The organism is Mesorhizobium sp. P170090, assembly GCF_057786115.1.
Window position 1 is genome coordinate 719,135 of record NZ_JBYNWH010000001.1, and the last position, 12,817, is coordinate 731,951.

Consider the following 12,817-nt stretch of genomic DNA (forward strand, 5'->3'; position numbering starts at 1 on the left):
ATCCCGGCTAGTCGAGAAAAGGCAGCACCACAAGCGCTTCCGGGTCGAGCCCGTGCTGGGCGCATATACCCTGCGCCAGGGAAAAGTAGCGTTCGGCCTCGGCCAGATTGTCGAGGTCGAGATTAAGCGTTGCGAGTCCATCATAGCACGGAAACAGCAGTTGGGGCTCGCCCGTTTCGCGGGCTACCTCCAGTGCTTCGTGGAACAAGCCGATCGCCAGTTCCGGATGGCCGTTGCACTGGTGGATCTGCCCAAGCACGATCAACGGCACTGGCAGGTGCTCGCGCTGGTCGAGCGCCCGGTCAATCTCGATGGCCTTCTCGGCAGCAGGCACGCCCTCCGTTGGACAGCGATCCGTGAAAGTACAACAAGCTACCGCCAGATTGGCGAGGAGGCGCGCCTGGAAACCCAAATCGCCAATACGGCGCGCCACTTCAAGACCGCGCCGACAGACCTCCATCGCCTTCGCCGGATCGATGGTCGTGTAGAGCACCCCGAGATTGGTGTAGCCGCGGCAGGCCGCGCCCAGCAGACCGGCGGCTTCGGCCAATTCAATGCTGCGCTCAACCTCACGCACGGCTTCATGGTTTCGCCCAAGGCGAGCCAGCGCAACAGCCTTGGTATTAAGTGCCTCGGCGGTCACGAGGGTGGCATCATCGGAGACATGTTCCGTTGTCAGAGAGCGTACGCAATCCAGCGCCGCGTCTGCCCATTTTGCCGCGAGAGTGTGATCTCCGCTGCGGAACGCCTGTCGGCCACGTTCTTGCCAGAGATGCGCCTGCTCGATCGGGGCATCCGCTCCATCGAGGAGCGCTGCCGCTTCAGCGTAGCGCGATTCCGCGTCGTCCCGCTTGCCCACGTCCCAAAACAGCCGACCGATCTTGCGCAAAACGCGCGCCGCCGCGACACGATCGGCTGACTCGCGATAGGCCTGCAGCACCGCCTCGTAGTGGCGGTGTGCAATCTCGCGGCGGCCTGCCGGGCCGCTCAAATCGGCAATGCGCTCTGCAATTGCCAGTTTGAGCGGTGTTTGCCCGATCGCGCCCAACGCAGTCAGTGCTCGCTCGTAGAAACGAAGGGCGTCGTCATTGGCGTATATCATGCGAGCGCGATCTCCCGCCGCCTGCAGGTAATGCGCGCCCCTCTCCCGCTCGGCGCTCTGAGCGAAATGATGACCGAGCACGGCCAGATCCTCGAACCGTTCCGGCTTGTCGCCGCACAGTTGCTCCAGGGCGGCACCTACCCGGCGGTGGATGTCGGTCCGGCGTTGCAGGAGCAGATTCTGGTAGATCACGTCCTGCAGCAATGTTTGCGTAAAGCGGTAGCTTTGCGACGAGACCGAGCCTGATCCGGCAACTTCCTCGATGATTTCCGCATCGCAAAGCAGTTCGCAGCCCGCTTCCAGTCGGCCGGGGTCGGCTGCCACGGCTTTCAGAAGCGTGGCATCGAAGCGCGGGCCGATTACCGCGGCTTCCTGGGCCAACCGGCGCACCTCTTGCGGCAGCCGGTCGACGCGAGCAAGCAACATTGCCTGGATCGTGGCGGGGATGCCGGTTGCGACTTCGCCTGCCACGGTCCGCCATTGCTGGCCCTCGCGCACCAATACACCGCGATCGATAAGGCCGCGAACGATCTCCTCCAAGAAAAGCGGGTTGCCGCCCGCGCGCTCGAGGATCTGGTCGAGAAGCCCTCCTGCGGCGTTTACCCAGCTCTCGCCGAAAAGCGCCGCCACCAGGCGGCGTCCGTCATCGCTGTCGAGCGGCGAAAGCCTGAGCGCTGTGTGGCTGACCCGACTTGAGTCGAGTTGGTCGTTGTCCGACGCCGGACGATGCGTGACCAGCAACATCAGCCGCGTGCGTTCCAGTCTGTCCATCACGAAACGCAGTGCCTCGAGCGAGACGGAGTCGGCCCAGTGCAGGTCTTCGACGACAATCAACAGCGGCGACAACGCAAGCCGCCGTTCCATGATTGTGCGGACCGCGTAGAGAATTTGCCGCCGCAGCTGCTCGGGCTCGACATGCTGCAAGGTGGCATCGGGGTCGCCGAGGCCAAGCGCATGGTAGAGCAAAGGCATCAGCCGCTTCGCCTCCTCGCCCTGCAGGCCGAGATCGGCAAGCAAGGCTGCGAGCTTGCCCCGCATTTCGTCCCCATTGTCGTTTTGCATCATCCCGGCAGCGCTGCGCACCACTGCACCCAGGGCGCCAAATGATTGTTCACCCAGCGGTGAGCACGTGGCCTGCCGCACGGCGACGTTGCGAAAACGATCCTCGTCGCCGACGCGGGCGACGAACTCCTTCACCAACCGCGACTTCCCGATACCGGCTTCGCCGACGAGGCGGACAAGCTGGGCCGAGCCGCCGCACGCCAAGTCAAGGCTCGCCAGCATTCTGTTGAGCTCCGCATCACGACCTATTATGGGCGCACTGAGGCCGAGCGCCTCGAGCCCGCGCGCTGCACGCGGCGCCGCAAGCGGTGCATCCAGTCGGTGGACGAGCACACTGCCAGCCTTGCCGCGAAAGACGACATCGCCCAGCGACTCGTACGAGAAGGCATGCCGGGTCAGCCTGTGCGTGAGTTCGCCCACCAGCACCTCACCCGGTGCAGCCAGCGATTGCAGGCGTTGCGCCGTATTCACCGTGTCGCCGGTCACCGAATAGGATTTGGCGGTGCCGATGCCCAATCCGCCAGTAACGACCGGACCCGTGTTTATGCCTATGTGGAGCAGCAGCGGCGAGCCGGAGTGGCGGGTGCTTTCACCGAGCCGCGCCGTCCGGGCGATCATGTCGAGAGCGGCTCGAAGCGCACGTTCCGGATCGTCCTCATGCGCGACCGGCGCACCGAATAAGGCGAGCAGAGCGTCGCCGATGAATTTGTCGACGAAACCACCAAAGCCTTGCACGGCCGCCGTCAATTCCTTGAACAGTTCGTTCTGCAGCGCCTGCATGACCTCGGGGTCGAGCTGCTCGCTGAGTGTCGTGAAGCCGCAGAGATCGGCGAACAGCACCGTTACCGTTCGTCGATCGGCGTCGGAGACGGAATGCGGCCCCTCTTCGCTTTCGATGTTCGGCGATGGAGCTCGAGAGGGCTGCGCAATGGTGCGGCTTGGTGTCGGAGCAGGCCGTTCGGCAGCTTTTGCGGACGCACCGACGCTTGCCCCACATTTAGGACAGAACTCGAAATCAGGTGCGCAGGCGTAGCCGCAACTGGCGCATGGCACGGGCTGGCGGCGGCCACACTTCGGACAGAAGGCGTAACCGCCCTCGATCTCGAAACCGCAGCCCGAGCAGTTCATGGACACCTCACCAGAGCATGATGCCGAAGAGTGTGAAGCGGTTTTCGGACGACATCATGCTCTATCTCTTTGACCTTGGGCCATGACGCGTGATCTCGCCACGCTCGTCACGGCCGGGGTATTCACAAGGATGAACCGATAGTCGTCAACCGGCAAGCGGCAGCGCAAATGGGCATCGGTCTGGGTTCGGCGGTGGAGCACTGCCGATACGGGCGGCCGCGTGGCCGTGATTTGCGAAAATTCCCTCGTCCCGCCGTCTTCCTGCTATGATGGAGATGAGGAGGCGACCCATGAGCGAGAACCGTAAGCTGGCCGCAATCCTGGCTGCAGATGTGGTCGGGTACAGCCGGCTCGCGAGCGCGGACGAAGATCGTACTTTGGCGAGGTTGCGGGCCCTGCGCAGCGACCTGATCGATCCGATCATTGCAGTGCACCACGGGCGGGTTATCAAGCGTACCGGAGATGGGGCGCTGGTTGAGTTTCGCAGTGTGGTCGATGCCGTGCGCTGCGCCGTTGAGATTCAAAACGGTATGGTTGAGCGCAATGCCGGCGTACCGCAGGAGCGCCGCATCGAGTTCAGGATAGGCATCCATCTGGGCGACGTGGTCGAAGAGAGCGATGGCGACCTGATGGGTGACGGCGTCAACATCGCCTCGCGTCTGGAGGGCGTTGCGGCGCCCGGCGCCATCTGCCTGTCCGAGGATGCCTATCGCCAGGTCAAGGCCAGGCTTGACCTCTCGGTCAGCGATCTCGGCAGCACACAGCTCAAGAACATCGCCGAGCCGATCCGAGTGTATTCGCTGCAAGTCGGCGCCGGGGCCAAGGTGGCCGCGACCTCGCAAACCCCGACGAGCCCTCCGGCTGCGGCAACGCCGCCGAAACTGTCGATCGCCGTGCTGCCGTTCGCCAATATGAGCGGTGATGCCGAACAGGACTACTTCGCCGACGGCATCTCCGAAGACATCATCACGGCGCTGTCCAAACTGTCACAGCTCTTCGTCATCGCTCGCAATTCGTCGTTCATCTTCAAGGGCCAGAACGTCCATGTGCAGGACGTCGGCACGAAGCTCGGCGTGCGGTATGTCCTTGAAGGCAGCGTACGCAAGTCGGGGAACAAGGTACGCATCACCGCGCAGCTCATCGATGCAATTTCAGGCGGCCATCTTTGGGCGGAGCGGTTCGATCGCGATCTGACCGACATATTCGCCGTGCAGGATGACGTGACGCAGCACATCGTCGGTGCGCTGGCGCTCAATCTGACCGACGATGAACGTCTGCGGCTGGCGCCCGAACACCAGCGCAACCCGGAGGCGTATGACTGTTTCCTGCGGGGCCGGGAGCTGTGGCACCGGCTGACGAAGGACACGAACGTCGCGGCCCGCGAGCTCTTGCAGCGGGCCATCGAACTGGACCCGAAATTTGCCTCTGCCCACGCTTTCCTAGCCCTCACGCACGGGCTCGATTACCTCAACAGGTGGGGTGCGTCGGACTCGATGGCGCAAGCGGAAGAGGCAGCAACGCGAGCGGTAACGCTGGATGACAGCGATCCCTGGGCGCACTGGGCGCTGGCATCGGCCAAGCTTTACACACGACGGCACGATGAGGCCATCGGCGAGGTCGAGCGCGCGATAGCTCTCAATCCGAACTTCGCCGAAGCGCACGTCGCCCGCGGCGAGGCGCTGTATTATTCGGGTAGACCCGCGGAGGCGCTAGAGAGTTTCGCCCGGGGAAAGACCTTGAATCCATACTTTCCGGATGTGCTTCTGCACTTCCAGGCTTTGGCATCGTTTCAACTGGGAAGGTACGAAGAGGCCGTCGACCTCTTGCTGCAACGGCTGGCTCGCAACGCTGTCACCGACGTCTCGCGTGCGCTTCTGGCCGCATGCTACGGCCATCTGGGCCGTTTGGAGGGGGCCCATACGGCATGGCAGGACCTGCTTCGCGTTAATCCCGCCTATTCGCTGGAACACCGTCGCAAGGTCTTGCCTTACAAGAACCCTGCCGATTTCGAACTCATGGTCGAGGGGCTCCGCAAGGCCGGCGTGGTGCAATGACGGGCTAAAGCCCGGCCGGATCAGAGGCCTGAGGCCCGGCCGATCTTGCGCCATCGGGCGTTTTCGCGAACCGGTTTCAGGTCATCGGTCGTCTCGGCAAATGTCCGCAACCGGTATTGCCGCAGCAGGTCCGGGAACAGCGCCCCTTCCGGCAGTCCGGCAAGCTGCTCGCGGACCGAGATTTGTTCATCGATGACCCGCATGCCCCAGGCATTTTCCCGAACCTGCAGCTCGGCGGCCAGATCGCGCTCTTCTGGCGCGTTTTCATCAAGCGCAGCCAGCAGGATCGAGTGAAAAAGCGCGACATAGCCAATCTGTCTCAGGCCGCCCACAACCCGCACGCGCGGCAATATGGCAAGGGCAAGGAACATCAGGAACAAGTCCGGCAAAAGCATGCCGTCCAGCAGTGCCTGCTGGAGATGCGGCCGCTCGAACGGGATGGAAAGACCATGCGGCCTGTCAGGCTCGATCAGCCGCCCGTTCTCGAGGACGAGCTTGCGCACGCGCTGCTCGCGGATGCCCCAGAAATAGGCCGTGGCATTGGGCAGGAACCTGCCAAATGGGCCCGATGCGGCTTCTTGCAAGGCATGGTCGAGACGCCGGCGCCTTGCGGGCTCGAGGAGCAGCCTGGAAAGAAGACTGCCTTCATCTTCCAGATGCCGCGCCACGACAGTCGCGGCCAGCCTATCATCGATGAAAACCGGCCGGGCCATGCCGGAACGATCCCAATCGGCGACCAGATGCTCGTTGAGTTCTGTCAGCGCATCGGCGGCTGTTGCAAATACCTTGTCCTGGCTGGCAAGCAGCGTGCCGAGCCAGCTTCTGGCATCCGTCTCATTGCCCACCGTTTCGAGCGCGCGCCCGTTGAGGGCGACGGGACCGGCCGCGCAGGCGCTTTTGCGGCACAGTTTGTGGCGGCCCATGCCAAACAAATTGACCTTGTCGTCGCCGACATCGAGCCATCCCGGCCCCTCCCGGCCGGTTGTCTCCATGGTCATCGTCGTTCCCATGAAGCCGAAAAAAGCCGACAGCCCGTTTTCGACCGCGCCGAGCCAGGCAAGCAGCAGGGCATCGAAGGTGATGCGATCCATCAGAAGCAGGCAGTGCAGGCCGGACTGGATAACCGGTCTGTGGTCGAATTCGTCGAGGGCCTTGCCGATCGCTTCAGGCTGCATGATCGCACCGAGGCGCTGCTGCAGGACGTCGCGCAGGATCGAGCGGGCAGCGATCGACGGGGCCGATCCAGGCCTTGCCACCGGCCGCCACAGATGGCGGGCATAATCGGAAACCGGTGCATTCCAGTTCTGCTCGATGTCACGCACGACCTCCGGGCAGAGCAGCGACAGCACGGCCAAAATGTCCACCGGAGGGGCAAGGGCAGGGACGGTGGTCATCAGAACCGCAGCCGGGCCATGCTCAGGAGGTCGTGGTACTGCCCGTCGGTAAAACCGGCCTTCACATGCCGTCCCTCGACCTCGAAGCCGTGGCTTGTGTAGAGACGGATGGCCGGTTCGTTGTCGGCATAGACGCTCAATTCGACCCGCTTCAGGGCGCGCCAATTGTCGGCCACGTCAAGCAGCGCGCCAAGGATGGCAGAGCCGATGCCTCTGCCGACAAAGCCATCGTCAAGGCCGATATTGATCTCGCCGATATGCGAGCGGCGCGACGAACCCTGCGCGACCAGGCTGCCATGGCCGACAACCTTGCCGTCCAGCTCCGCAACGATCCAGGTGGTTTCCGGGCCGGACTTGGCGATGCGCCGCTCCACCTGCTCCACCATCTCGAACGGCATCCTGAGCGTGCCCCAGCGGAAGCCCGGCATATTGAAGATAGCGCACAGCGCCTCGGCATCGCTTGGCCGGACGGCCCGGAGCTGCGGCTGGATTTTCTCTAGGGGTGGCGTGCTGGTCATGGCTTTTCCGGCTACAGCAATTCCAGGAAAAGTGTGAGCGGTTTTCCGTCCGGAATTGCGTCAGAACAAAGGACAGAGGCAATATGCCCGGCACGATGCACCGGACGTCACCTGAAAATCCAGCCGTCTCTGCGACCTATGCCGATTGCGCGGCAAAATGCCGGGGGGCGGCGCAGAGTTTGAGGATACCGCTGATGCCGATCCAGCCGAAAAGGGCAAGCCAGCACAATGTCCCGGCCGCCGTCCAGTCGATCCGGTGCACGGCAGCATCGGTGATGACGAGGCCAAGGACGGCAAGCAGGCCAACCAGAAACTGCGCCAGGCCGAGCACCAGCAGTTCCTCACGCGGCGCACTTCTCCAGACGAGATAGGTGCCGCCTGCACCCGCGAGGAAGATAGCGCTGTAGACCTGGGCGTGAAAAGCATCGATCGGCCATGGCCAGAAGCCACCGAATGTCAGGGGAAACAGCAACAGGCCGACGCCGTACACCCCGAGGATCGTCATTTCCACCGGTAGGTAGGCGCGCCATGCGGGGTTTAAGATCACGCCCTTTGCAGAAGGGCGGGCCCTTGCCCGCCACAGGAACAGCCCGGATACCGCGGCTGACGCAAGATAGACCAGAAACCAGAGCCAGGGGGCTTTGCGCTCGAAGTTGAAATAGCCGAGATTGATGAACGAAGCCGCCGACACGACGACGGTGAAGATGAAGGCCATGACCAGCACGAGCCTGCCGGGCGACCAGCGATTCCAGACCAGCAGCGCCGCCATCACTGCCATTTCGGCGGTGTAGAAGCCGCCGAGGAAGCGGGCATTGAACGGCGTGACGGCCCAGGGCCAGCGCGGCTTGACCAGCCCGGGCGCGAAAAACAGGCCGGCCCCGACGATCAGGACGATGATGACCCCCGCCGAGAAAAGGCGCAGGGCCGCCGGAAATGGCGGGTTGTCGCGTGTCGGCATGGAGAAAACCCCAGAGATGAATGCCCCATGGGCTATCATAGTTTGGAATTCAACAAATGGAAATTGACCTGTCACCAGGCTTGTCCATTCGAATGGCCGTACGGTCCATTTCGCAGTATGATGGAGCGTTCGGGTCGAAGATCGGTCCGGCCAACACGCCTAGAGCCGGATGATTTCAGGTCTGTCCGACCTGAAATCTGAATCCGCCTCTAAATCAGGAAATAGAGGATGATGTCGTCCGAAAACCGCTTCACACTTTTCGGCATCATGCCCTAACGGCGCAATTTCCGGAGCCTGCACGATGACCGAAGCTCAGGATCTGTTCTCGCTTCTGCGGCAATCGACCGATGTCGATCCGCAGGCAATCGACGCAATCCGGCAAACCATCGCCGAGGGCAAGGACCGCGAACTTTGCCGCATCAATGCGCTGGCCTTCGCCAGCAAGCATGGCCTCGACGAGGAACGCACCATAAGCGCCTTTCTCCATGCGGCGCGGGTGGGCATCTTCGACATTTCCTGGAATGTTCTGTGCCCCGGCTGTGGCGGCGTGCTCGACACCAACGCCACGCTGAAAACCATGCAGAAGGACGAATACACCTGCGCGCTGTGCTCCCAGGGCTATTCGCCGACACTCGACGAGATGGTCGAGGTGACATTCACCGTCAGTCCCCGCGTGCGCAGGATTGCCGCCCACAATCCACACGAACTGCCGTTGGTGGAATATTACCGCCAGATCTACTGGGCGTCCGGGGCCGATCTGCCGGACGAGGATCTGGCGGAAAAGATGGAAGCGTTCTCGCTGGAAGATATCGAGCTTGCGCCCGGTGAAAAGGCGGTTCTGCACATCCAGCTTCCGCCCCAATTCATCATCGTCTTCGAGCCGGTCACGCATTCGGCCCAGTTCATTGACGCGAAGGGCGAACCGGCAAAAGAGCGGCGAAACCTCTCTCTGGCCTTCGACCGCGACCATGTCCAGAGCCAGACGCTGGAGATGCAACCCGGCCCATTGCGCATTTCGCTGGAAAACAGGACCGACACGCGCGTGCTGCCGACGGTCTTCATCGCCTGCCCGGTATTGCATGATTTCCTGGGCAAGCGCCGGCCCTTCGCGACCGCCAAGCGCCTGCTCACCAACCAGACGTTCCGGGATCTCTATCGCACGGATACGCTCGATATCAACCAGCGCCTGAAGATCACCAGCCTGACCTTCCTGTTCACCGATCTGCGCGGATCGACCGAGCTTTACGAGCGGGTGGGCGATCTTTCAGCGTTCGATCTCGTGCGCGAGCACTTCCAGGTTCTGCACGAGATCGTCGCGGCGGAGGCAGGCGCGGTTGTGAAGACGATCGGCGATGCGGTGATGGCGACCTTCGCGACGCCTGACCGTGCGATTGCCGCGGCGCTGCGGATGCGCGACGCCATGCGGGCCCTCAATGACAAAAGCGGGCGCGAGGACCTTCTGCTCAAGATCGGTGTTCATGCCGGCCCCTGCATAGCCGTGTCAATGAACGAGCGGCAGGATTATTTCGGCCAGACGGTCAACATTGCTTCGCGGGTCCAGAACCTCGCCAACGCACAGGCGATCTTCGCCACGCGTACGGTGGTCGATGACAATCTCACCGCCGATCTGTTGCACAGGAACGCGCTGACGCCGGTGCCGCACGAGGTCTCGCTGCGCGGCATCGAGCGGGAGATAGCGGTCTATACGATCCCCTGAAGAGTTCTCTACCGCTCACACGCGCTTGCAGAGGAAATAACGGTCGGCGGGCTCCGAAGTGGGCGCCGGGAGATGTTGCAGCAGCGGGTGATCGAGCGGCGTGCCACTGACCGCGAAGCCGCCGACGCGAAGCAGGCTCGCAATCAGATCGGGAAGCCAGGTAGCGGTCACTGCATCGCGATCGTCATAGCCGGTGCCAATGTCGGCATGAACAAGGGCGGCTTCGATGCCAATGAACTTGCGGCCCGTCTCGCGTATTTCGCCGAGCACGAGGTTTTCAGCTTCGGGAATTGAGCTAGTGTGCGCGCCAACTTCGCGGTCGAACACCACGATCCGGCGCCCGGGCAGAAGCTCGCGCAGATGGTGGAATGTCCGGCCATTGCCGAGGCCGAGCTCAAGCACAAGCCCCTCCATCTTCGCCACCTCGGGGCAGATTCGATTAAGAATGTCGCGCTGCGCGGTCATCCTGCTGATGAAATTATCGAGGCGACTCATATGCGATTGTGTGTCCTGAACCAGATCAAGAGATCGGTAACGCCCGCGACAAGAACTGTTCACGGGTGAATCCCGAAGCTGACGCGCTAAGCTCGATTGCGAGTCGGCACATATAGGGGCGGACAATAAACAGTGCAACAACCGTACAGGAGGCCGGCAAGCGACATTCCGGGTGGCGTCGGCGGCACTATGCGTGGCGGAATGGCGATCTCACTTGTAGGGGTCCGCGGCGTCCCGCAAGCCGTCGCCGAGGAAGTTGAACGCCATGATGACGAGGATGACGGGCAGCATCGGCAAAAGCAGCCATGGATAGAACGCGATCACGCTGACGCTGCGCGCCTCGGTGAGCAGGATGCCCCAGCTGGTGATCGGCGCTCTCAGGCCGAGCCCGAGGAAGCTCAGCGCCGTTTCGCCCAGGATCATGCCAGGGATGGAGAGCGTCGCCGTCGCGATCAGATGCGACATGAAGCCGGGAATGAGATGCCGCCTGATGATGCGGCTGCTTCCGGCGCCCATCAATTGCGCCGCCAGAACGTAATCCTCCTCGCGCAAGGCCAGAAGCTTTGAACGCACGGCGCGCGCCAGTCCGGTCCAGTCGAGCAGCCCGAGGATGACGGTGATGCCGAAATAGATCAGGATCGGACTCCAGGTTATCGGCATGATCGCCGCCAGGGCCAGCCATAGCGGAATGCTGGGAATCGATTGCAGGACTTCGATTATTCGTTGAACGATCAGGTCGAAGATACCGCCGTGATAGCCGGCCAGTCCGCCGATGACGATGCCGAGCAGGAAGCTGAAACTGATGCCGACGAGGCCGATAGTCAGTGAAATGCGTGCGCCATAGATCATGCGCGAGAGCACGTCGCGCCCCAGCCTGTCGGTGCCGGCCAGAAACAGCTGCCCGTTTTCGGCAGGACAGACAAAATGCCTGTCACCTTCGATCAGGCCCCAGAACCGATAAGTGTCGCCCTTGCAGAAGAAACGGAGCCGCTGAACATCGTCGTGGTTCTCGATGTAGTTCCGCTTGAGCGTGTCCATATCCAGCGTCATCTGGCGGCCATAGACGAACGGCCCGACGAACTCGCCATTGTGGAACAGGTGCACGTGCTGCGGCGGCGCATAGATGTAGTCCATGTTGCGCGAGTGCAGATTGTAGGGCGCCAGGAACTCGCAGATCAGTATCCCGGAATACAGCACTGCCAGGAATATGCCGGATATAAGCGCAAGCCGGTGTTTGCGGAATTTCCACCACATCAGCCGCAACTGCGATGCCTGAAAGACCTTCGATTGCTCCGGCGTCATCGCCTCGACCGACTGCAGGTCGAAGGGCGCGCCGGAAATGTAGTGTTGCAGTGGAGCACCCGGAGCGGGCAGCGGCGAGTCCTGCTTCATTTGGTGCTGCCACCCTGCAAACGAATTCGTGGATCAAGCAGCGCCAGCGCCAGGTCGGAAATCAGCACGCCGATAACCGTCAGGAAGGCAAGGAACATCAGGAATGACCCTGCCAGATACATATCCTGGCTTTGCAGCGCCTTGATCAGCATCGGCCCGGTCGTTTCCAAAGACAGAACGATAGCCGTGATCTCAGCGCCGGAGATGATGGCTGGCAGGATCGAGCCGATGTCGGAAATGAAGAAGTTGAGTGCCATGCGCAGCGGATATTTGACCAGCGCCTTGAACGGATGCAGGCCCTTGGCGCGCGCCGTCACCACATATTGCTTGTGCAGTTCGTCGAGCAGATTGGCGCGCAGCCGCCGGATCATGCTCGCCGTGCCTCCGGTGCCGATGATCAGGACCGGGATCCAGAGATGGGCGAGGATCGACTTCGCCTTGGCCCAGCTCATCGGCTCGCCGAGATATTGCTGGTCCATGAGATGGCCGATGGAGGTGCCGAACCAGATGTTGGCGAAATACATCAGGATCAGCGCCAGCATGAAATTCGGAATGGCAAGGCCGAGAAGGCCGAAGAAAGTCAGGCCGTAGTCGCCCCAGCTGTATTGATGCGTGGCGGAGTACATGCCAATCGGAAAGGCGATGAGCCAGGTGAAGATGATCGTGACGAAGGAAACCAGCACGGTCAGCCACATTCGGTCGCCGACGACGTCGCGAACCGGCAGCTCATATTCGAAGGAATAGCCGAAATCGCCGTGCAGCATCCCGCCCACCCAGTAGAAGTAGCGAATGACCGGCGGCTGGTCGAAACCATATTCCTTGCGCATCATCTGGATGCGGTCGGAATCCACCGCTTCGCCCTGGGCCCGAAGCTCGGCGACATAGCTGTCGAAATAGTCGCCCGGTGGAAGTTCGATGATGGTGAACACCAGCGCCGATATGACCAGCAGCGTTGGAACCATCACGGCGATGCGCCAGACAAGATATCGAAGCACGC

The 12,817-nt window shown here is 62.1% G+C and carries 9 protein-coding genes; 2 read left to right on the forward strand and 7 right to left on the reverse strand.

The annotated features are described in order from the left end of the window. Positions 1–7: 7 nt before the first annotated feature. A complete protein-coding gene (locus AC3EML_RS03595; RefSeq protein WP_352520734.1) occupies positions 8–3,292 on the reverse strand; it encodes an adenylate/guanylate cyclase domain-containing protein in 3,285 nt (1,094 codons plus the stop codon). A gap of 290 nt (positions 3,293–3,582) precedes the next feature. On the opposite strand from AC3EML_RS03595, the gene AC3EML_RS03600 reads away from it, so the two are divergent. After that, positions 3,583–5,346: an adenylate/guanylate cyclase domain-containing protein gene (locus AC3EML_RS03600; RefSeq protein WP_352520733.1), complete on the forward strand. Its 1,764-nt coding sequence runs from the start codon at positions 3,583–3,585 to the stop codon at positions 5,344–5,346. A 20-nt stretch (positions 5,347–5,366) separates the two neighbouring features. Here the strand turns inward: AC3EML_RS03600 and AC3EML_RS03605 are convergent, their stop codons facing one another. The 3 genes from AC3EML_RS03605 to AC3EML_RS03615 all read right to left on the reverse strand — a co-directional run bounded on the left by AC3EML_RS03605 (position 5,367) and on the right by AC3EML_RS03615 (position 8,291). Next, positions 5,367–6,740, reverse strand: a complete 1,374-nt coding sequence (locus AC3EML_RS03605) for a hypothetical protein (RefSeq protein ID WP_352520732.1) — start codon at positions 6,738–6,740, stop codon at positions 5,367–5,369. Beyond that, positions 6,740–7,258, reverse strand: a complete 519-nt coding sequence (locus AC3EML_RS03610) for a GNAT family N-acetyltransferase (protein ID WP_352520731.1) — start codon at positions 7,256–7,258, stop codon at positions 6,740–6,742. The genes AC3EML_RS03605 and AC3EML_RS03610 overlap by 1 nt, the downstream gene beginning before the upstream one ends. A 136-nt stretch (positions 7,259–7,394) precedes the next feature. After that, entirely contained in the window at positions 7,395–8,291 is an 897-nt protein-coding gene (locus AC3EML_RS03615; protein WP_352520730.1) for a hypothetical protein, read from the reverse strand. A gap of 226 nt (positions 8,292–8,517) precedes the next feature. On the opposite strand from AC3EML_RS03615, the gene AC3EML_RS03620 reads away from it, so the two are divergent. Then, on the forward strand, positions 8,518–9,933 hold the full coding sequence (locus tag AC3EML_RS03620) for an adenylate/guanylate cyclase domain-containing protein (protein WP_352520729.1): 1,416 nt from the start codon (positions 8,518–8,520) through the stop codon (positions 9,931–9,933). Positions 9,934–9,948: 15 nt separating this feature from the next. On the opposite strand, the gene AC3EML_RS03625 is transcribed toward AC3EML_RS03620, so the two are convergent. The 3 genes from AC3EML_RS03625 to AC3EML_RS03635 all read right to left on the reverse strand — a co-directional run bounded on the left by AC3EML_RS03625 (position 9,949) and on the right by AC3EML_RS03635 (position 12,815). Further along, positions 9,949–10,428, reverse strand: a complete 480-nt coding sequence (locus AC3EML_RS03625; RefSeq protein WP_023672134.1) for a class I SAM-dependent methyltransferase — start codon at positions 10,426–10,428, stop codon at positions 9,949–9,951. Positions 10,429–10,638: 210 nt separating this feature from the next. Continuing rightward, positions 10,639–11,820: an ABC transporter permease gene (locus AC3EML_RS03630; protein ID WP_031198424.1), complete on the reverse strand. Its 1,182-nt coding sequence runs from the start codon at positions 11,818–11,820 to the stop codon at positions 10,639–10,641. After that, positions 11,817–12,815 carry an ABC transporter permease gene (locus AC3EML_RS03635; RefSeq protein ID WP_023672136.1) on the reverse strand — a complete coding sequence of 333 codons (999 nt, stop codon included), beginning with the start codon at positions 12,813–12,815 and terminating at the stop codon, positions 11,817–11,819. Before AC3EML_RS03635 ends, AC3EML_RS03630 begins: the two co-directional genes overlap by 4 nt. Positions 12,816–12,817 lie beyond the last annotated feature (2 nt).